This window comes from uncultured Aquimarina sp. (assembly GCF_947492405.1).
Lineage (GTDB): Bacteria > Bacteroidota > Bacteroidia > Flavobacteriales > Flavobacteriaceae > Aquimarina.
Genome location: NZ_CANLMP010000002.1, coordinates 963,254 through 984,241 on the forward strand (window position 1 = coordinate 963,254; position 20,988 = coordinate 984,241).

Here is a 20,988-nt window from a genome sequence, read left to right on the forward strand (position 1 = left end):
ATTTTTAGCCAAAAATATGAGTTTTCATCGTGAAATGAATTTCCTTTGTGTTGATTTTGACATTTTAAATTACCATCTGTGAAAAAAATATATCATCTATCCACTTGTGATACTTGTAAACGAATTTTAAACGGGTTAAATCCTTCTTCAGATTTTGTTTTACAAGACATTAAAGCTGAATCAATTACATCTTATCAATTAGAAGAAATGAAAGCCATTTCTGGTACTTATGAATCTCTTTTCAGTAAAAGAGCCAGACTCTACAAGGAAAGAGATTTAAAAAACAAGACTCTTGCAGAAAACGATTACAAGAACTTAATACTAGAGCATTATACTTTCTTAAAGCGTCCTGTAATTCTGTATGAAAACCAAATATTTGTTGGAAATAGTAAAAAAGTCGTAGAAGCTGCAAATACAGCTATTAATGGATAAAAGAACGGTAGCATTATTAGCCGCTTTTGGCGCCAGTTTGATTTATGCTATTAATCATACATTGGCAAAAGGAGTAATGCCTACTTATATAAAACCTTTTGGTTTTATTCTTCTTAGAGTTATTGGTGCAGCAGCTCTTTTTTGGCTTGCTTCTATCTGGGCTCCAAAACAAAAAATTGACCGGAGCGATTGGCTCAGAATCTTTGGATGCGCCATTTTTGGTATGGTGATCAATATGTTGATGTTCTTTAAAGGTCTTCAACTCTCTACGCCAATAAATAGTTCTGTAATGATTACCATATCTCCTATTTTGGTATTCGTTTTATCCGCTATTTTTTTAAGCGAAAAAATTACCTGGTTAAGAACCATCGGTATTTTACTTGGTTTTTCTGGCGCATTAGGACTTATTCTTTTTGGAGCAGAAGTGAGGCAAGATGCACCCAATATCCCTTTAGGAAATATACTTTTTATTATTAATGCTGCTTCTTATGCTATTTATCTGGTATTGGTAAAGCCATTAACAGCAAAATATCATTCTTTTACATTGATGAAATGGTTTTTCCTTATCGGTGTTATCATTAATTTCCCTATTACGATTTCAGAATTTAGTGAGGTACAATGGACTATGCTGCCATATGATGTGATATGGAAAATGGTTTTTGTAGTAATAGGAACTACTTTCTTCACCTATTTATTGAATGTATTTGCGCTAAAAACTTTGAAGGCTTCTACTATTGGTGCATTTATCTATCTACAACCCTTACTTGCGATTAGTTTTGCCATGGCAATGGGTGCTGATTCCTTAAACTTGGTTAAAATTATATCTGCTCTACTAGTATTCTTAGGCGTATATCTGGTAACTAAAAAACCGAAAAAAATTACTTCCTAAACATCAGCATCAGATAAATCTACAGAAGTTTTATCGTATTTCTTTGTATCCTTACTAGTTAAGATTCTAAAATCATTTGTCCGATCTATAGCCTCCATAAGTCCAAGCATTTCTTCAGGAAGAGGTATTAGTTTTCTTATCTTTAAATCTAACCAGGCTCCCATCATTTCGTAATGAGCAAAGTTTCTACCTTTATAATCATAAAAATTTTGTCTGAATTCAAAAAACTTTCCATCCTCGCTCATGCCAGATAATTCTAATGAAACCCTAATTGGTTTTCCATAAAAAACTTCTTTAAAATAATAGATATGTTCATAAAACACTACCGGACCAATATTAAACTTCCCCAATGATCTTTGATCAAAACCTTTTTCTGATAAAAAATTTATACGTGTGTGAGCAGCATACTCTACATATGCTTTATTTGCCAAATGACGATTTGCATCAATATCATTCCATCTAATCTCAAATTCTTTTAAATACATATCCATTAATTTTACACCACAAAAATACGAAACACTTATTATGCCCGCATAATAAACTATTACAAAATTCTTCCCTAAAATAAAGTGTATGACATCATTTCTACAAATAAGAATTTGTAGTAGTTTTTTTAAACATATTCTTACAGATTAAATCTTAAAAATAATTATCTCCTAATGAGTTTTGAAAACGTGTGAGGTCTTCTTATTTTAGAACAAAAATTAATAAATGTATATTAAACGTAATATCGGCTGGGGACTTATTCTTCGCTTCGCATGGAAAAACCTCCTTTTCTTTACCATTTATACAGCATGTATTTTTTCTCTATATCATTTTTTTGAGCTACAATTTATTGATATTCCATTCCAACCACTCTCTGTTATTGGTATCGCTGTAGCTTTTTATATTGGTTTTAAAAACAGCCAAAGTTATGATCGTTTTTGGGAAGGAAGGAAAATTTGGGGAGGTATTGTTAACTATAGTAGAACATGGGCTAATCAAGTTTTATGCTTAGTGAACGATGATCCGGAAACAAAAAAAGTACTTATCTATCGACATATTGCTTGGATTAATGCGCTGCGTATACAATTGAGACAACCTACTTCTTTTTCTTTAAAAGAAAATGCAGCTGTAGAACGTTTATTTAATAAACATGGGGAACGTAACCCAGCTTGTGATGCGACTAAAAATTTTGTATCAGAGAGCGAGTATAAGGATTTACTCCAAAGAAAAAATGCTGCGACTCATTTAGTTAAAAATCAAGGTTTGCACATTAAAGAATTATTAAATTCGGGCAAGATCACGGAATTCGACAAACAACTTTTACATGGAGTATTAGAGGAATTATATAACCTTCAGGGAAAATGTGAACGTATTAAAAACACACCATTTCCTCGTCAATATGCATATTTCAGTACTGTTTTTACTTGGATTTTTGTATTGCTATTACCGTTTGGATTGCTTAATGTTTTCGAAAATGAACTTGTAGATATGACCCACCACTTAAAACCATGGTTTATCTTTTTAATGATTCCGTTATCTGTATTGGTTTCTTGGATATTTACCACTATGGAAAAAATTGGTAGTAATAGTGAAGATCCTTTTGAAGGAAGAATTAATGATGTTCCGATGACAGCGTTATGCAGAACTATTGAGATTGATCTTAGAGATATGTTAGACGAGAAAGAGCTTCCTGAAAAAGAAAAACCAAAAGATAATATCTTGTATTAATGCCCATTGTAGAATCACAATACACGCCCCCTTATTTTTTTAGAAATGGTCATTTTTCAACCATATTCCCAAATTTACTAAGAACAGTTAAAGGCGTTAATCAACAACGTGAACGTCTTGAATTAGATGATGGTGATTTTATAGATATAGATTGGAGTTATACACTTAACTCTAAATCCATAAGAAGGGTTGCTGTATTAATTCATGGATTAGAGGGCAATGCTCAACGACAATACATCACAGGATTAGCGAGACATCTAAATGACAATCACTGGGATGTTGCAGCCGTAAATCTTCGCAATTGTAGCGGAGAAGTTAATCGGTTATACCGATCTTATAATGCTGGTGTGAGCGAAGATTTAAGTTCTATTATCACTCATATTATCGAAAAAGACTATGGTAATATTTCTATTTGTGGATTTAGCCTTGGCGGAAATATAACTTTAAAATATTTAGGGGAAAGAGCTACTCCTACACAAGTTAAATCTGCTGTTGCGGTTTCCGTTCCTTGTGATCTTTATGATTCTTTGACAGAAATCAATAAGCCTAAAAACTTTATCTATCAACAACGTTTTATCAGAAGCTTAAAAGAAAAATTAAGGGAAAGGCATGAGGTTTTTCCAGATAGCATTAGCAAATCCGACATTAGTTCGTGTAAATCTCTGATAGATATTGATGACCTATATACTAGCAAAGCACACGGATATATTGATGCTATAGATTATTATACGAAATGTAGTAGTAAGCGGTTTTTGAAAGACATAGAAGTACCTACACTTATTATTAATGCTAAAAATGACACTTTTCTTGGAGATAAATGTTATCCAATTAAAGAAGCAAAAGAAAACTCTAATTTATTTTTAGAAATACCCAATTTTGGAGGGCATGTTGGGTTTTATCTTCGTGGAGAAACGTACTACAACGAGTATAAAACCATAGCATTTTTACAGAAATGGTAAAGAAATCTAACGTTTTTACCATAGTTTGTAATAATATTCCTACAACACTAAATACGTGAAACAAATGTTAAGCCAATGTTAAGGTTTTGTGTGGTAAATTTTGGTCTCTTCATCGAAAATCTTTTTTTAATTAGGAATAATTTAAGAGTTTTGGTCGTTTCCTTGAATAATCGTTAAGGAAATCAAATTATCGCTAACTCAAACTCAATAAAAATGAAAAAAAGTTACAAAAACCTTACCGAGGTTTTTGGCTTTACGCCAAAAAGGTTTGGAAAACTACAAACGCTAGTTTTTTCTACTATGTTTCTTCTTTCGGCTACAATGCTCGCACAGAGCCCAGCTCAGAAGTCACAAATTATGCAAAACAGTAATGTTTCTAAACTTAATCAACTACAAGTTCAGAATGCTGAAAAAGCAGCCACTCAAAAAAAGGCTGCTATACAAGCAGCAAAGAAAAATGGATGGCCTATTAAGACAAGGTTAAAGGACGGAACTTTTTCCGAATTACAAAGACTTGCTTTCGATGGAAGTCCTATTTATTATACAACTTTTAACGTAGATGCCGCGGAATCTACACGAACAAATCATCTTAATATTGGTGGATCTTTAGGACTTAACTTAGATGGTCAAAACATGACAGCGCACGTATGGGATGGTGGTCATGCCAGAGCATCACATCAGGAATATGATGGCGCAGGAGGTAACAATCGTGTTACTATACAAGATGCCGCTTCAGAAGGTGGAACTCAATTAAATTTTCACGCTGCACACGTAACTGGAACCATTACTGCTTCTGGTGTTCAAGCTGCTGCAAAGGGAATGGCTCCTCAATCAAAAGTAAACGGTTATATGTGGAACGATGATATTGCCGAAGCAACTACAGCTGCTGCAAACGGAATGATTGTATCTAACCACTCTTATGGTTTTAGAAGTGATTTAGTTCCAGATCAGTATTTTGGAGCTTATATAGGTGAGTCAGAAGCTTGGGATGAAGTAATGTTTAATGCACCTTATTATCTGATGGTAGTTGCTGCCGGTAACGATGGTAACCAAAATAGTTATAATGGTGCTCCGCTTAATGGAAATTCTTCTTATGATAAACTTACAGGACATTCTACTTCTAAAAACAATTTAGTAGTAGCTAATGCACAAGACGCAAATATTGCTTCTGATGGTAGTTTAATCAGTGTTTCTATTAATAGCTCTAGTAGTGAAGGACCAACTGATGACTTCAGAATCAAGCCAGATATTACTGGTAACGGTACTGGAGTTTATTCTACTTATGAAAGCAGTAATACAGCATATGCAAGTATCACTGGTACCTCTATGGCTTCTCCAAATGTTGCAGGATCATTACTGTTATTACAGCAACATTATAATAATACAAACGGGAATCTTATGAGAGCAGCAACTCTTAAAGGTTTAGCACTTCATACAGCAGATGATGCTGGGCCTTCTGGTCCTGATGCTGTTTATGGATGGGGATTATTAAATGCTAAAAGAGCTGCGGAAACAGTTACAAATGCAGGGAATGAAACCAAAATAGAAGAGTTAACTCTAAATAACGGACAGACTTATACAATTACAGTCGATTCTGATGGAACAAGTCCTTTAATGGCATCTATCTCCTGGACAGATCGTGCAGGAACTGCAACAACTGCTACCAATTCTAATACTGCTGTTTTAGTAAATGACTTAGATATTAGAGTAACTAAAAACTCTACGACCTATAGTCCATACAGATTAACTGGAGTAACAACAAATGGAACGGGTGATAACACTGTAGATCCATATGAAAGAATTGATGTGGCTAATGCTTCAGGTTCTTATACAATTACAGTTACCAACAAAGGATCTCTAGTTGGAGGAAGTCAAAATTTCTCTCTTATCGTAACTGGATTAACAGGAACACCTGTAGTTTGTAATGCTACCGTTCCTGCAGGAGTAGGATCTTCTAGTGTAGGTTCTGATACAGCTACTATTAACTGGACTGCAGTTCCAGGAGCATCTTTTGATGTTAGATATCGTCAAACAGGTACTTCTACATGGACAACTCAAGCTGGAAGTGGAACTTCTTACGTAATTTCTGGATTAGCTGCTACTACCTCATATGAAGCACAAGTAAGAAGCACTTGTTCTGATGGAACAACTTCTTCATACAGCGCATCAACAACTTTTACTACTACTGAAGTTCAATTAAACTATTGCGCATCTAATGGTAATAGTGTGGCTGATGAATACATTGGTAATGTACAATTAGAAACAATTAATAATGCTTCTGGCGCAGGAAGTGGTGGTTACTCAGATTTCACTTCTGTTTCTACAGCTTTAGCAAAAGAAAGTGCCTATACGATTACGGTAACGCCAACCTGGACAGGAACGACTTACAGTGAAGGATATAGCGTATGGATTGACTATAACCAAAATGGTGTGTTTACAGATTCTGGAGAACAAGTATGGACTCAAGCTGCTACCCAAACTACACCTGTTAGTGGAACTTTTACAGTACCAGCGAGTGCTGCAAATGGAGACACAAGAATGCGTGTTTCTATGAAATATAATGGAGTACCTACTTCTTGTGAATCATTTCAATATGGTGAAGTAGAAGATTATACCGTTACTATAGGAGCTTCGCAAGGAGATACACAAGCACCAACAGCACCTGCTGGATTAACGGCATCTAATATTACAGAAACTACTTTGACCTTATCTTGGACTGCTGCTACTGATAATGTAGGTGTAACTGCTTATGATGTATATCAAGGAAGTACAATTTTAGGAGAAGTTACTAGTACAACAGCTAATGTTACTGGATTAACTGCAGATACTGCATATCAGTTTAGTGTAAAAGCAAAAGATGCTGCTGGTAATGAATCAGGATTTAGTAATACTGTTAATGTTACTACAACCGGTGGATCAACTGGTGGCGGATGTACATCTGGTATTTCTTCTTTCCCATATAGTGAAGGATTTGAGAATACTTTAGGAGCTTGGACACAATCTACCGCTGATGATATCAACTGGTCAGTTGATGCTAGTGGAACACCTTCAGGAAGTACAGGACCATCTTCTGCGACACAAGGTACATATTACATTTATGTGGAAGCTTCTGTTAACGGAACTGGATATCCTAACAAACAAGCAATATTAAATTCACCTTGTTTTGATTTATCAGGTCTTTCTGAAGCGAGTTTCTCATTTAGTTATCACATGTACGGAGCAGCAGATATGGGAAGTATTGCTGTAGATGCTAGTACTGATGATGGGGCAACTTGGACAAACCTATGGAGTCAATCGGGTAATCAAGGAAATTCATGGTTAGATGCTAGTATTGATCTTAATGCTTATGCTGGTGGAAGTGTTCAATTACGATTTAACAGAATTACCGGATCTACTTGGCAAGCTGATATCGCAATAGATAATGTATCATTGACCAACACATCTGGTGGTGGTGGATCTACTGATATTTGTGATGGCGTTTCAGAATGGAGTAGTTCTCAATCTTACCAAACAGGTGACAGAGTTACGTATCAAGGTAATCTATACGAAAGAACTGCTACAGGATGGACTAATCTTGGTGCTTGTGGAACTACTACATCATTTGCCGCGACTTCTGATGATCTTTTGGGACCACCAACTGCATTATTATCTGTGTACCCTAATCCATCAAAAGGAGCAATTCTTAATGTAAAAACAGGAAATTCGGGAACACAAGATTATTCAATTTACAATATGTTAGGTCAAACAGTTCTTAAAGGAACCTTTGTCAACACTATAAACGTTCAAGCGTTACAAGCTGGCATATATGTGTTAAAAGTAAACGAAGGAACAACTCGTTTTATAAGAGAATAAAAATTATAGATAGATAACCTTAATTTTTAATAAGGCCCTGAAGCAAAAATGTTTCAGGGCTTTTTGTATACTTGTTATTTATTAACATGCTCATTATCATCCGCAATGAAAAACTTCGAAACTGAAAGACTGTTATTAAATCCTGCAACCATAGAGGACGCAATTTTTTACCTTGAACTACTTAATTCTCCAAAATGGTTACAAAATATTGGAGATCGTAACGTGAAATCTATAGAAGATGCAGAGCGCTACATCACAGAAAAAATGACACCTCAACTTGAACGATTAGGGTACTCCAATTACACAGTAATTCGTAAATCAGACAAAACAAAATTAGGCTGTTGTGGTCTATATGATAGAGAAGGAATCGAGGGTGTTGATATTGGATTTGCTTTCTTGCCAGAATATGAAGGAAAAGGGTATGCCTATGAAAGTGCTTTAAAAATAAAAGAAGTTAGTATTACAGAATTTGGTATCCAAAAGATAAGTGCTATCACCATACCAGAAAATAAATCTTCACAAAAACTATTAGAAAAATTAGATTTTACCTTTATCAAAATCATCAATATCCCGAATGACGATGAAGATCTTATGTTGTATGAGTATAACATTTAGATGAAAACATTCCGGCCATAGATATTTTCCTAAACACTATAAATGCTCATTACCAGTTCATAAACGTTCGCAAAAAATAACTCCTAGCTCCTATCATATATACATTGGTAGTATCAATTAAACCTGATACTATGAATACACTTATAATAGATGGTTTGTTGTCAAAAACATATTCCAACGGAGTAAAAGCATTAAAACAAATTACCTTAACAATACCTAATAGACTATTTGGTTTATTAGATCCCAATGGTGCAGGAAAATCTTCTTTAATTCGCACACTGACTGCATTACAAGAGCCAACTCAGGGAAACGTACTTTTTTAAATAATGTTAGTCTTATTGACAATACTAAGGAAATAAGAAACAATCTAGGATATCTACCACAAGAGTTTGGAGTGTATCCTAAAATATCTGCTTACAATCTATTAGATCATATAGCTATTAAAAGGAGTTGAAAACAAAAGTATCGTCCAAAACATAAAAGAATTGATTTCTTAATTTGAAGTTCACTTTTATTTAAACAAAAAAACCTGTCAAGCTCAATAGACTAACAGGTTTATTCATCGCGACTTGGGGAGGTTGCGATTAATTAACAACAAAAAATCACATAACAAAAATTATCTTTTTTGTTAAAACAAAAATACTTTTTTTGCTAAATACATACAGTTAGAAATCAATTCGATTGTAGGCTTAACTGATTTCTGTAGACGATTTATACGCTTTTTCATAATAGGGCAATGTGTGAGGGTTAAAACTTAATTAATATTTTAAAAAGAGAACAATTAAAAAACCGTACTTCTTTATAGGGACTGCTAATATGCAAAATATTTTTGGAAAATACGTTTAAATGCCATTAAAATCGACAAAATACGCAAAATTTTAACATTTAAAGATGTTTATGCAGTGTTTGTAGGTTGAAGCAAAGGTTTAAGTAAGTAAAAACAGTAGTTAAAAAGTAGTCTTTTTCTTACTTTACGTGTGATTATTACACCTTTTTATCAATAACGTTTCCTTTTCAGATTTATTATTCGTTGTACTCTATTTAATAATCGTTTATCTTGATATAGAATTTGATTAAATCAATCTAAAATCATTTCAGGCACATTTCCATCAATAATAAGCCTTCCTTCCGTAGCATTTTTAATATCATCGATACTTACTCCAGGAGCTCTTTCTAATAACTTAAATCCATCATCGGTAATTTCTAAAACCGCCATATTAGTAACCACTTTCTTAACACATGCTACACCAGTTAATGGCAAAGAACATCTTTTAAGTAGTTTAGATGCTCCTGCCCTATTAGTATGCATCATTGCCACAATAATATTCTCTGCACTAGCAACTAGATCCATAGCACCACCCATTCCTTTTACCATTTTTCCCGGAATTTTCCAATTTGCGATATCACCATTATCTGCAACTTCCATCGCTCCCAGAATGGTTAAATCCACATGTTGTCCTCGTATCATATTAAAACTTGTAGCAGAATCAAAGAAAGAAGCGCCTGGCATAGTAGTGATTGTCTGTTTACCAGCATTAATGATATCAGCATCCTCTTCTCCTTCAAAAGGAAATGGTCCCATACCCAACACACCATTCTCACTCTGGAACTCCACTTCTATTCCTTTAGGGATATAATTTGCTACCAACGTAGGAATACCAATCCCAAGGTTAACAAAATATCCATCCTCCAGTTCTTTAGCAATACGCTTTGCTATTCCGTTTTTATCAAGCATAGTTATTTTCTTCTAATTTTATAAGGATTACTTCCCATTAGGTTGCGGAGTCATTCTTAAATAAGGTTTGATCTCCGTATGCCCTTTAGGGAACAACTCTGGTATTTGTTCATTACTTACCGAAGGAGATATTACACAATCTTCTCCTTGATTCCAATTTGCCGGAGTAGCTACCTTATGATAGGCTGTTAATTGTAACGAATCTACAACTCTTAGCAACTCATCAAAATTTCGTCCTGTGGAAGCAGGATAGGTAATTGTGAGTTTTATTGTCTTATCTGGTCCTATTACAAAAACAGAACGAACCGTCAATTGGCTATCCGCTTTAGGATGAATCATATCATACAGCTCCGACACCTTTCTATCCTCATCCGCAATAATAGGAAAATTGACAGTTGTATCTTGAGTTTCATTAATATCTTTAATCCATCCGTGATGTGATTCCAACCCATCCACACTCAATGCAGCTACCCTTACATTTCTCTTGTTAAATTCGTCCGTATACTTTGCTACAGTTCCTAGTTCTGTTGTACAGACAGGTGTATAATCTGCTGGATGTGAAAACAAAATCCCCCAACTATCTCCTAACCAATTATGAAAATTAATCTCTCCTTCTGTTGTTTGCGCTGTGAAATTTGGTGCTTCATCTCCTAATCGTAATACCGCCATGATTTATGTTTTTTTAAGTTTTAAAAGCTTTTTGTTACTATTGTTATTCTTTCTTCCGAACAGTTCGTTGTTCTATTCTTTTCTCATATCTTTCTCCTTGGAAAATCCTTTGCACAAAAATCCCCGGAATATGTACTTGATCCGGATCCAAGGTTCCTGCAGGAACTAACTCTTCTACTTCTGCAACAGTAATTTTTGCAGCTCCACACATACATGGATTAAAATTTCTGGCTGTGCCCTTAAAAATTAGATTTCCTGCTTCATCTCCTTTCCAAGCCTTTACAAAAGCAAAATCCGCTTTAAAAGCTTTTTCTAGTATATACATTTTACCATTAAACTCTCGGGTTTCTTTTCCTTCTGCTACTTCAGTACCATAACCTGCTGGTGTATAAAATGCAGGAAAGCCTCCCTGAGCTGCTTTACACCGCTCTGCTAATGTACCCTGCGGAATAAGTTCTACATCCAATTCTCCACTTAACATCTGACGTTCGAATTCATCATTCTCACCTACATAAGAAGAAACCATCTTTTTGATCTGTTTTTGCTGAAGTAACAGTCCTAACCCGAAATCATCAACACCTGCATTATTAGAGATACAGGTCAATCCTTTTATATTTTTCTTTACTAATTCTGCAATAGAATTTTCAGGTATTCCACAAAGTCCAAAACCTCCAAGCATAAAAGTCATGTTGTCTTTTACGCCCTCTGTAGCTTCAACAACTCCACCCACTGTTTTACGAATCATAGTGTTCAATTTTAGCAGATTAAAAGTACTAAAAAAATAGTACTAAAACGTTTGAACACCTATAGTTTTAGAAATATTTAATGTTATTTATATAAGAGGCTAAAAACCAAGTTCATCATCTACCTTATTCCTTTTTTCATAGCTATCACAATCTAACTCAATGGAAAGATTTTCAGGTTTTTGAAATTCGGATTTTGAAATGTTTAAATTATCATCTTCATAACACTTTTTCATGTATAATGCCCAAATTGGTAGTGCCATAGTTGCTCCCGCTCCATATGTTGTTGATTTAAAATGTGTTGATCTATTATCAGCTCCTACCCAAACTCCTGTACATAGATTTGGAACAATACCCATAAACCATCCGTCACTCTGATTTTGGGTTGTTCCGGTTTTTCCCGCAATCGGATTCGTAAATCCATATGGATGGCCAGTAACTACATTTTTATAAACATATTGATTAGAAGCTTCTGTTCTTAGTCTTTTACCAGATCCAGTTTGCGTAACTCCTTCCATCAAATTAAGCGTTACATATGCAGACTCCTTACTGATTATATCTTTTCTTTCAGGAAAATTATCATATAATAGTATTCCGTTTTTATCCGTAATATGAGAAATTATAAAAGGTTTGATATATATCCCTTCATTGGCAAAAGTACTATATGCTCCAACCATCTCGGATAATTTAAGATTTTCAGTTCCCAAAGATATGGATGCAACCGTATCTATATCCGATTGTATTCCTAACTTTTTAGCCAAATTGATAACTGGTTCAGGTCCTATCCTATCAATCAATCGTGCCGAAACCGTATTAACTGATTCAGCTAATGCATCTTTAAGAGTTACAGACCCTATATAATTTCCATCGGGATTCGTTGGAGTCCAATCTTTTCCTGACACTCCATGCTTTCCTATGGGTATCGTTATTTTTGCCCTTGGTATTTTATAGCAAGGGGAATACTTTAATTGATCTATAGCAGTGGCATATACAAATGGTTTAAATGTAGATCCTACTTGTCGTGTTCCCTGATTCACATGATCATATTTAAAATATTTGTGATTAATACCTCCTACCCAAGCTTTTACTTCTCCAGTTTGAGGATTCATAGACATCAGTCCAGTATGTAAAAATCTTTTATGATATAAAATAGAATCGCGTGGAGTCATCACTGTATCCCTAAGTCCCTTCCAAGAAAACACTTTCATCTCCGCTTTCTTATCAAAAGAAGCTTGAATTTCTTTCTCACTTTTACCTAAATCGAGCATTTTTTTTCTCCTAGAAGAAGTTACAATTGCTTTTTTTAATATATCATCAATTTGCTGATCCGAAATACCTCTAAACGGCGAAGTACTATTATTCTGTTCTTGCATATCTAATTCTCTCTGCAAATTGGCCATATGTTCTATAACTGCTTCTTCAGCATATTTCTGCATACGAGAATCGATAGTCACGTAAATTTTTAAACCATCTCCATAGATGTCATGATATTCTAATTGATCTTCCTTGTTTTTTCCTTTAGGGTTTGATTTAATCCATTGCTCAACCCAATTTTTTACTTGCTTTCTTAAATAAGTAGCACTACCTTCAGAATATCCTTCTGACCTGTAATCAAGTGTTAAGGGTATTTTTTGTAAGCTATCTTTTTCCTGAATCGTAAGATATCCATATTTAGCCATCTGGCTTATTACCGTATTTCTTCTATCAATGGAATTTTTTAATCTGGTTTTTGGATTATATATAGTTGAGCTTTTTAACATCCCAATAAGCACTGCTGCTTCTTCTATACTTAGATCTTTAGGTTTTTTATTAAAATAGATTCTTGAAGCCGACCCAATACCAATAGCTTGTCTTGCGAAATCATATTTATTTAAATACATAACTATGATTTCATCTTTTGTATATTGCCTTTCTAAACGAGCAGCAATTACCCACTCTCTGATCTTCTGAGTATATTTATCCCAATTTTTCGATCGTAGACCTATAAAAAGTAATCTTGCCAATTGCTGTGTGATTGTACTTGCACCTCCTCTTCTACCTAGTGAAGTGAAAGCTCTAAGCGTACCTCTGGCATCAACGCCTGAATGTTTATAGAAACGGACATCTTCTGTAGCGATTAAAGCGTCAATTAAGTGCGGGGGTAATTCTTTATAAGTTACCGGGGTTCTATTCTCATTAGGCATAAAAATAGTTCCTAACTGCACTCTATCAGAAGATATAATCTGAGAAGCCAAATCATTCTTAGGATTTTCTAATTGCTCGAAGGTTGGCATTTCTCCTAAAGCACCCCAGCTAGCTAAAAGAAATAAAAAGATTACAATGGTTAAAACAGCAATAAAACTAATCCAGAAATATTTAACATATCTATATGTCTTTAATTTGACTGGTTGTCTATTGCTTTTTGCTTTAAAAACCGATTGCTCCATTCTCGTTTAATGAATCATAATCTAAAGACCAAACTCATCTTCTATCGGATCCTCTATCTTTATATTTTTCTTAAACTCTTTACAATCTACTTCTATGGTAAGGTTTTCTGGTTTTTTAAACCCATCCTTTGACACTTTAAGTGTTTTGTCAGCATAACATTTTCTCATATATAGTGCCCATATTGGTAATGCCATCGTTGCTCCCTGTCCATATTTTACTGAACTAAAGTGAGTAGCACGGTCATCTCCCCCAACCCAAACACCAGTACAAAGATTAGGAACAATACCCATAAACCACCCATCACTTTGATTCTGTGTTGTTCCTGTTTTACCAGCAATTGGATTGGTAAATTGGTATGGATATCCAGTAACCACATTTTTGTAATCGTATCTATTAGAAGGTCCAGATCTAAGGCGAGCTCCAGATCCTGATTGGGTTACTCCTTCTAAAAGATTTAGAGTTACATAAGCTGCTTCTTTACTAATCACATCACGTGTTTCTGGTTCAAACTGATATAATGTTGCACCATTTTTATCCTCTACACTAGTTATCATTACCGGTTTATTATAAATTCCTTCATTAGCAAAAGTACTATATGCACCTACCATTTCTGACAACTTAAGATCTACAGATCCTAATGCTATAGAGGCAACTTCTATAACTTCTGACTCCACTCCGGATTTCTTCGCTAATCTTACAATAGGCTCTGGCCCAATCCGATCCATTAAACGTGCAGAAATAGTATTTACAGATTTTGCAAGTGCTTCTTTAAGACTCAGATACCCTGTATATTTAGCATCACTATTTTTCGGAGTCCAATCTTCCATCACACCGTGCGATCCCGCAGGGATTGTAATCTGAGACATTGGTAGTGTATCACAAGGAGATAATTTAAGTTGATCTATTGCTGTTGCATACACAAAAGGTTTAAAAGTAGAACCTACCTGACGAGCTCCTTGATATACATGATCATATTGGAAATGTTTTATATCTACACCACCAACCCAAGCTTTAACCTGGCCTGTTTGTGGCTCCATAGACATCATTCCAGATCTTAAAAATCTTTTATAATATAAAATAGAATCTCTGGGAGTCATAATAGTATCTATATACCCTTTCCAGGAAAATATTTTCATCTCAGTTTTAACATCAAAAGATTTTAGAATATCCTTTTCGCTTTTATTCTGAGATAACATTTTTTTTCTTCTTGCAGAACTTCTAATTGCTCTTTTAACTATTCCTTCAACTTCTTTTTTAGTTAAATCTCTAAAAGGCGCAGTTTTGTTTTTCTGTTCCTGTTTGTCAAACTCTTTTTGCAAGTTAGACATATGTTCTTGAACAGCTTCTTCAGCATATTTCTGCATTCTCGAATCAATTGTAACATTAATTCTTAGACCATCTCTATATATGTTATAGTATTGAGTGTTTCCATCCTCATCTTCTCCTTTCGGGTTTTTTTTCACCCAATTCCCCATCCAACTTCTTACATATTCCCTAAAATAAGTAGCAATTCCATCAGAATGACCTTCTGGTGCATAATCTAAGTTTAATGGTAACTGCTGTAAGCTATCCTTTTCTTGCTCTGTGATATACTCATATTTTGCCATCTGATATAAAACTACATCACGCCTGTTTTTTACCATTTCTGGTCTTCTTAATGGATTAAAAAGTGCAGAATTCTTTAGCATACCAACTAACACTGCCGCTTCTTCTTTCTTAAGGTCTTTTGGTGTTTTATTGAAGTAAATACGACAAGCAGAACTTATACCTATTGCCTGATTAAGGAAATCATATTTATTAAGATACATTGCCATGATCTCATCCTTGGTATATTGCCTTTCTAATCGAGTAGCAATGACCCACTCTTTAATTTTTTGGGTATATCGTTGCCATCCTTTTGATCTTGTTCCGGTAAAAAGAAGTTTTGCCAACTGCTGCGTAATTGTACTTGCACCTCCCTTTTTACCCAAAAAGGCAATAGCACGAATGGTTCCTCTGGCATCTATCCCAGAATGTTCGTAATAACGAGCGTCTTCTGTTGCTACCAAAGCATTCACCAAATCCGGAGCTAAATCTTCAAAATTAACGGGAGTTCTATTTTCTTTAAAAAAAGTTCCAATTTGTTTTCCATCAGAAGAAATGATCTGAGTGGCTAAATCGTTTTGAGGATTTTCTAATTCATCAAAACCCGGCATTTCGCCAAAATATCCCCAACTAGCAAAAAGGAATATTAGTATTACCAAAAATATTCCTGATGCGAAAGTGATCCAAAACCACTTTATGTATTTAATCACATCTAATTGAGGGGTTTTTGATGTTTTTCTTGTTGATTTGGGTGTTGCTTTAGCCATATTATTTAGGGTTTTCTGCAAATTCTATTCTAAAACCTATATCAGTAATTCCTTCTAAAGAATTTATTCCGAGCGTCTCTCCATTTTTTCTCATTGCATGTTGAAGTACCACTTTATATACTCCTTCTTCTGCAAAATTTACGTTTGCTTTATACCAAAGTTTACTTTCTTTTAGATCCGTAAAACCAACGCCTAACCATTCTCCATTTGGTTTTGCCATTTCATATTCTAAAGTATCTGTAACTATTTTGCCGTTTGGAAACTCCATCTCACTAATCAAAAACAAATTACTAAACTTATAGTCATTGGTGTTTCTTACATTGATAAACAGGTTATATACCTGTAACGAATCAAGTTCGGGTAAGGTAAAACTTATCTTTTCATCTTTTTCCCAAGAATCTGATACTGTTTTATATTCGTCAAAAACTCTTGTGTCATCACAAGAAACAATACCTATTAACAGAAAAAGTAATGTAAAAAACTTAAGATTTATCATTATTCTTGCGCTGCTGTGGTTTACGTTTTTTATTACGATTATTGCTCCTTTTCCTATTTGAGTTTTTGCTCTCAGTGTTTCCTTCTTTTGATTTTTGAGTAGTAGGCTTTTGTTTCTCTGCAGAAACTTTCTTTTTGTTTCTGTTTCGGTTTTTATTCCTCCTTCTATTGCTTCTTTTTGGTTGATCAAAGCGTGTTAGACTATCTTGTCCTACAACGTTCTCAAAATCAACTTTAGTATCTTCAATAAGTTCGGAAGCAAATTCTTCAAGACTAGCTACCTTTTCTTTCTTTTTGTTTGCGTCAATAATCTCATTTGCATGATCAGCAGAAATCTTATGCCAATTCATCCATTCTCCTTCATAAGCATACCATAAATACCCTTTGAATATATCGATTTTCTGACAAACAGCCGTACCTTTTTCTGTATGTAATTTAACCTCTGTTTTTGGGAATTCTTTTAAGGCATCAATGTAAGCATCCAGTTCATAATTAAGACAACATTTTAATTTGCCACATTGACCCGCTAATTTCTGAGGATTCAATGATAATTGCTGATATCTAGCAGCACTGGTATTTACCGATCTAAAATCGGTAAGCCAAGTAGAACAGCATAATTCTCTTCCGCAAGAACCTATCCCTCCTAATCGAGCAGCTTCCTGGCGGAAACCAATCTGGCGCATTTCTATTCTAGTACTAAATTCTTGTGCAAATTCTTTAATCAGTTGTCTAAAATCGACACGATCTTCTGCTGTATAATAAAAAGTACATTTAGAACCATCACCCTGAAACTCAATGTCTGATATTTTCATCTGTAGTTTTAGACGAATTGCTATTTCTCTAGAACGAACTTGTATTGCTTGCTCTCGATCTCTAGCTTTTTGCCAAATATCAATATCTTTTTGTGATGCTTTTCGATATACTTTTTTAACATCTTCACTATCTACAGCTACCTTTTTCTTTTTCATTTGGATACGCACCAACTCTCCAGTAAGTGTAACAATACCTACATCATGTCCTGGAGATGCTTCTGTAGCAACAATATCTCCTATACTTAATGAAAGATTTTCTGTGTTCTTGAAAAAGCTTTTACGTCCGTTTTTAAAACGAATTTCTACACAATGAAAAGGTGCTACACCGCTAGGAAGCGACATATTAGATAACCAATCAAAAACAGTTAACTTATTACAACCATCTGTACCGCACGTACCATTATTCTTACATCCTTTTGGTTGTCCGTCTTTCCCGGAGGAACAACTACTACACCCCATATTCTCTTGCTATATTGAAATTTGCCTGTGATGAAACACAGCAAATATGATTCTTATTTAGGTTAGATGTTTTACACATCCAACATCTTAATCGATAAAGATACTATGATTTCTTTTAAAACCATAGTATCTAAAACATTTTAGCATTACTGCTTATATTTTAAAACCTCTGAACGACCTTTCTTAAATATTTTATTACTATTACCCTTACCTCTCCTCAATGCCTTTTGTTCTTCATATGGCAAGCTATTAATCTCTTTACATTCTATAGAACAACAACTATCCATTGCAGTTGCACATTCCTCGCATTGAATAAAAAGGAGATGACAGGCTTCATTTTCGCAATTAACGTGCGTATCACAAGGCTTTCCACACTGGTGACAATTAGAAATTACATCCTCAGAGATTCGTTCTGATCTTCGATGATCAAAAACAAAATTCTTCCCTAGATATTTATTCTCTAATCCTTTTTCTTCTACCTGTCTGGCATATTCTATAATTCCGCCTTCTAACTGAAATACGTTTTTAAAACCTTTATGTTTATAATATGCACTTGCTTTCTCACATCGTATTCCGCCTGTACAATACATCACTAGTTTCTTATCTTCTTTATGCTCTTTTAGATTTTCCTCAATAATATCCAAAGAATCCCTAAAAGTATCTACATCAGGAGTTACCGCTCCCTTAAAATGACCAATCTCACTTTCGTAATGATTACGCATATCTACTAATACAGTATCCGGATCTTCAATCAATAGATTAAATTTTTCTGCATCTACATGAACTCCTTTATTTGTAACATCAAAAGTTTGATCATTTAAACCATCTGCAACAATTTTTTTACGAATCTTTACTTTCAACTTCAGGAAAGACTTGATATCCTGTTCTCTGGCAATATTCAATCGTACATTCTCCAGAAAGGAAATACTATCTAAATGTTTTTTGAATGCTTCAAAGTTTGGTGCCGGAACTGATAATTGACCATTGATGCCTTCATTAGCGACATAGATTCTTCCTAAAACGTCTAGTTCATCCCAATGTATAAAAAGGTGGTTTCTGAAAATTTCGGTATTACCAATGTGTGCGTACTTGTAGAAAGAGAGTGTAAGACGTTCCATACCTGCCTCATCAATAAGAGCAGCTCTCTCCTTTGCACTTAATTTATTGTACAGTTGCATGCTATACTAATTTTTAAGTTAAAAGAAATTATTTAATTGATGCAAAAGTACAAATCATAGTTTAATATGCAAGAACGGTTAAGTTTTGAATAAAAAAAATGCCTTGAAATTACATCAAGGCATTTTTTGGGCTAATTCGTTATTTAATTAATCTATTTAATCGAAACGACTAATAATTAAATAACGAAGCTAACCACCTTCAACTATACAATTACTAATACTAGTAACTGTACAGCCATCAAGATTGTGTCTTACGACTCTTTTAAGAAATTTCATCTACATCCTCCTTCCTCACAGTTTGTTCAAGTTTTGCTTTCTTTTAAGATGCAGTAAAAGAAAAAAGGTTGCGTACACTTTTAAAAAAAATTAAACAATGGCTCTATTAAGCTACAAATCATTGTTAATAAATTAGTCAGATAAGTGTAATTTTTGAAATGGGTTTGCAAAAAACTTGTAGTATTTTAGCCAAAATCAATTACAAAAGAAAGTAAACGCATGAGTACGGATAAAGAAAAAGATGCAAAATTAAAAGCGTTAAAACTAACTTTAGACAAACTGGATAAATCTTACGGAAAAGGTACCGTGATGAGAATGGGTGATTCTGCAGTTCAGGAAGTAGAAGTAATTTCTACTGGATCACTTGGATTAGATTTAGCTCTTGGTGTAGGAGGATATCCAAGAGGTAGAGTGATCGAGATTTTTGGCCCTGAATCGTCAGGTAAAACAACACTTACAATTCACGCGATTGCTCAGGCACAAAAAGCAGGAGGAATTGCTGCCTTTATAGATGCGGAACACGCATTTGATCGTTTTTATGCAGAAAAATTAGGTGTAAATATAGACGATCTTATTATTTCTCAACCTGACAATGGAGAACAAGCATTAGAAATTGCAGATAACTTAATCCGATCGGGAGCAATTGATATTATTGTTATTGACTCTGTAGCTGCATTAACTCCAAAAAGTGAGATTGAAGGCGAAATGGGAGACTCTAAAATGGGGCTTCATGCGCGATTAATGTCTCAAGCTTTAAGGAAACTAACTAGTTCTATTAGCAAAACAAATTGTACTGTTATATTCATCAACCAACTTCGTGAAAAAATCGGAGTGATGTTTGGTAATCCTGAAACTACTACTGGTGGTAATGCTCTTAAGTTTTATGCTTCTGTGCGCTTGGATATTCGAAGATCTACTCAGATTAAAGATAGCAACAGTGAAGTGCAAGGAAATAAAACGCGAGTAAAAGTTGTAAAAAACAAGGTGGCTCCACCGTTTAGAACAGCAGAGTTTGATATCATGTATGGTATGGGAATCTCTAAAACAGGAGAGATTATTGATATTGGAGTAAATTATGAAATTGTTAAAAAGAGTGGTTCTTGGTTTAGTTATCAAGACACAAAACTAGGTCAAGGAAGAGATGCTGTAAAATCATTACTTAATGACAATCCTGAACTTATGGAAGAATTGGAAGAAAAAATCAAGGAAGCTATAAAAATTGTCAACGAATAATGTAACCACATAAATTAATACTAAAATCCCGAGCTTTCGGGATTTTTTTATACCTTATATCCTAGTTCTATATATGAATTCGTATAAAGAATTTTAAAGTTGTACACTGTTGCCTAAAAATTATCTTGTACCAACGCAACCAAATACCTC

Annotated in this window: 17 protein-coding genes; 8 read left to right on the plus strand and 9 right to left on the minus strand. The window is 34.4% G+C overall.

What is annotated here, in order from left to right:
* Nucleotides 1-78 precede the first annotated feature (78 nt).
* A complete protein-coding gene (locus tag Q0829_RS10425; RefSeq protein WP_298542211.1) occupies nucleotides 79-432 on the plus strand; it encodes an ArsC/Spx/MgsR family protein in 354 nt (117 codons plus the stop codon).
* Complete coding sequence (locus Q0829_RS10430; protein WP_298542213.1) at nucleotides 425-1,321, plus strand: DMT family transporter; 897 nt, start codon at nucleotides 425-427, stop codon at nucleotides 1,319-1,321. Before Q0829_RS10425 ends, Q0829_RS10430 begins: the two co-directional genes overlap by 8 nt.
* On the opposite strand, the gene Q0829_RS10435 is transcribed toward Q0829_RS10430, so the two are convergent.
* On the minus strand, nucleotides 1,318-1,806 hold the full coding sequence (locus tag Q0829_RS10435; RefSeq protein WP_298542216.1) for a thioesterase family protein: 489 nt from the start codon (nucleotides 1,804-1,806) through the stop codon (nucleotides 1,318-1,320). The two genes, Q0829_RS10430 and Q0829_RS10435, sit on opposite strands and share 4 nt — an antisense overlap.
* A 226-nt stretch (nucleotides 1,807-2,032) precedes the next feature.
* On the opposite strand from Q0829_RS10435, the gene Q0829_RS10440 reads away from it, so the two are divergent.
* The 5 genes from Q0829_RS10440 (at nucleotide 2,033) to Q0829_RS10460 (ending at nucleotide 8,783) form a co-directional block, all read left to right on the plus strand.
* Nucleotides 2,033-3,034: a bestrophin family ion channel gene (locus tag Q0829_RS10440; RefSeq protein ID WP_298542219.1), complete on the plus strand. Its 1,002-nt coding sequence runs from the start codon at nucleotides 2,033-2,035 to the stop codon at nucleotides 3,032-3,034.
* On the plus strand, nucleotides 3,034-3,993 hold the full coding sequence (locus Q0829_RS10445) for an alpha/beta fold hydrolase (RefSeq protein ID WP_298542223.1): 960 nt from the start codon (nucleotides 3,034-3,036) through the stop codon (nucleotides 3,991-3,993). The genes Q0829_RS10440 and Q0829_RS10445 overlap by 1 nt, the downstream gene beginning before the upstream one ends.
* Before the next feature lie 213 nt (nucleotides 3,994-4,206).
* Nucleotides 4,207-7,845 carry a S8 family serine peptidase gene (locus Q0829_RS10450; RefSeq protein ID WP_298542226.1) on the plus strand — a complete coding sequence of 1,213 codons (3,639 nt, stop codon included), beginning with the start codon at nucleotides 4,207-4,209 and terminating at the stop codon, nucleotides 7,843-7,845.
* A 105-nt stretch (nucleotides 7,846-7,950) separates the two neighbouring features.
* A complete protein-coding gene (locus tag Q0829_RS10455) occupies nucleotides 7,951-8,460 on the plus strand; it encodes a GNAT family N-acetyltransferase (protein WP_298542229.1) in 510 nt (169 codons plus the stop codon).
* A 131-nt stretch (nucleotides 8,461-8,591) separates the two neighbouring features.
* Nucleotides 8,592-8,783: an ATP-binding cassette domain-containing protein gene (locus Q0829_RS10460; protein WP_298542231.1), complete on the plus strand. Its 192-nt coding sequence runs from the start codon at nucleotides 8,592-8,594 to the stop codon at nucleotides 8,781-8,783.
* A gap of 755 nt (nucleotides 8,784-9,538) precedes the next feature.
* Here the strand turns inward: Q0829_RS10460 and Q0829_RS10465 are convergent.
* From Q0829_RS10465 to Q0829_RS10500, 8 genes are all read right to left on the minus strand, one after another.
* Nucleotides 9,539-10,195, minus strand: coding sequence for a 3-oxoacid CoA-transferase subunit B (locus tag Q0829_RS10465; protein ID WP_298542233.1), 657 nt, complete (start codon nucleotides 10,193-10,195; stop codon nucleotides 9,539-9,541).
* A 27-nt stretch (nucleotides 10,196-10,222) separates the two neighbouring features.
* Nucleotides 10,223-10,864 (minus strand): peroxiredoxin, encoded by a 642-nt coding sequence (locus Q0829_RS10470; RefSeq protein WP_298542234.1) that lies wholly within the window; start codon nucleotides 10,862-10,864, stop codon nucleotides 10,223-10,225.
* A 43-nt stretch (nucleotides 10,865-10,907) separates the two neighbouring features.
* The gene (locus tag Q0829_RS10475) at nucleotides 10,908-11,609 is read right to left on the minus strand and encodes a CoA transferase subunit A (RefSeq protein WP_298542236.1); all 702 of its coding nucleotides are present in this window, start codon (nucleotides 11,607-11,609) and stop codon (nucleotides 10,908-10,910) included.
* A gap of 99 nt (nucleotides 11,610-11,708) precedes the next feature.
* The gene (locus Q0829_RS10480) at nucleotides 11,709-14,033 is read right to left on the minus strand and encodes a transglycosylase domain-containing protein (RefSeq protein WP_298542238.1); all 2,325 of its coding nucleotides are present in this window, start codon (nucleotides 14,031-14,033) and stop codon (nucleotides 11,709-11,711) included.
* A 21-nt stretch (nucleotides 14,034-14,054) separates the two neighbouring features.
* The gene (locus tag Q0829_RS10485; protein WP_298542240.1) at nucleotides 14,055-16,385 is read right to left on the minus strand and encodes a transglycosylase domain-containing protein; all 2,331 of its coding nucleotides are present in this window, start codon (nucleotides 16,383-16,385) and stop codon (nucleotides 14,055-14,057) included.
* A 1-nt stretch (nucleotide 16,386) separates the two neighbouring features.
* The gene (locus Q0829_RS10490) at nucleotides 16,387-16,881 is read right to left on the minus strand and encodes a gliding motility lipoprotein GldH (protein WP_298542242.1); all 495 of its coding nucleotides are present in this window, start codon (nucleotides 16,879-16,881) and stop codon (nucleotides 16,387-16,389) included.
* Nucleotides 16,868-18,151 carry a regulatory iron-sulfur-containing complex subunit RicT gene (gene ricT, locus Q0829_RS10495; protein WP_298542243.1) on the minus strand — a complete coding sequence of 428 codons (1,284 nt, stop codon included), beginning with the start codon at nucleotides 18,149-18,151 and terminating at the stop codon, nucleotides 16,868-16,870. Before ricT ends, Q0829_RS10490 begins: the two co-directional genes overlap by 14 nt.
* A gap of 146 nt (nucleotides 18,152-18,297) precedes the next feature.
* Complete coding sequence (locus Q0829_RS10500; protein WP_298542245.1) at nucleotides 18,298-19,329, minus strand: rhodanese-related sulfurtransferase; 1,032 nt, start codon at nucleotides 19,327-19,329, stop codon at nucleotides 18,298-18,300.
* A 495-nt stretch (nucleotides 19,330-19,824) separates the two neighbouring features.
* Between Q0829_RS10500 and recA the strand changes: the two genes are divergently transcribed.
* Entirely contained in the window at nucleotides 19,825-20,838 is a 1,014-nt protein-coding gene (gene recA, locus Q0829_RS10505; protein WP_298542247.1) for a recombinase RecA, read from the plus strand.
* The last annotated feature ends 150 nt before the right edge of the window (nucleotides 20,839-20,988 follow it).

Coding starts and splice junctions, on each gene's coding strand:
- Q0829_RS10480 (WP_298542238.1), bottom strand. CDS start 14,033: ATGGAGCAATCGGTTTTTAAAGCAAAAAGCAATAGACAACCAGTCAAA.
- Q0829_RS10485 (WP_298542240.1), bottom strand. CDS start 16,385: ATGGCTAAAGCAACACCCAAATCAACAAGAAAAACATCAAAAACCCCT.
- Q0829_RS10490 (WP_298542242.1), bottom strand. CDS start 16,881: ATGATAAATCTTAAGTTTTTTACATTACTTTTTCTGTTAATAGGTATT.
- Q0829_RS10475 (WP_298542236.1), bottom strand. CDS start 11,609: ATGATTCGTAAAACAGTGGGTGGAGTTGTTGAAGCTACAGAGGGCGTA.
- Q0829_RS10455 (WP_298542229.1), top strand. CDS start 7,951: ATGAAAAACTTCGAAACTGAAAGACTGTTATTAAATCCTGCAACCATA.
- recA (WP_298542247.1), top strand. CDS start 19,825: ATGAGTACGGATAAAGAAAAAGATGCAAAATTAAAAGCGTTAAAACTA.
- Q0829_RS10500 (WP_298542245.1), bottom strand. CDS start 19,329: ATGCAACTGTACAATAAATTAAGTGCAAAGGAGAGAGCTGCTCTTATT.
- Q0829_RS10430 (WP_298542213.1), top strand. CDS start 425: ATGGATAAAAGAACGGTAGCATTATTAGCCGCTTTTGGCGCCAGTTTG.
- Q0829_RS10450 (WP_298542226.1), top strand. CDS start 4,207: ATGAAAAAAAGTTACAAAAACCTTACCGAGGTTTTTGGCTTTACGCCA.
- Q0829_RS10460 (WP_298542231.1), top strand. CDS start 8,592: ATGAATACACTTATAATAGATGGTTTGTTGTCAAAAACATATTCCAAC.
- Q0829_RS10440 (WP_298542219.1), top strand. CDS start 2,033: ATGTATATTAAACGTAATATCGGCTGGGGACTTATTCTTCGCTTCGCA.
- ricT (WP_298542243.1), bottom strand. CDS start 18,151: ATGGGGTGTAGTAGTTGTTCCTCCGGGAAAGACGGACAACCAAAAGGA.
- Q0829_RS10465 (WP_298542233.1), bottom strand. CDS start 10,195: ATGCTTGATAAAAACGGAATAGCAAAGCGTATTGCTAAAGAACTGGAG.
- Q0829_RS10445 (WP_298542223.1), top strand. CDS start 3,034: ATGCCCATTGTAGAATCACAATACACGCCCCCTTATTTTTTTAGAAAT.
- Q0829_RS10470 (WP_298542234.1), bottom strand. CDS start 10,864: ATGGCGGTATTACGATTAGGAGATGAAGCACCAAATTTCACAGCGCAA.
- Q0829_RS10435 (WP_298542216.1), bottom strand. CDS start 1,806: ATGTATTTAAAAGAATTTGAGATTAGATGGAATGATATTGATGCAAAT.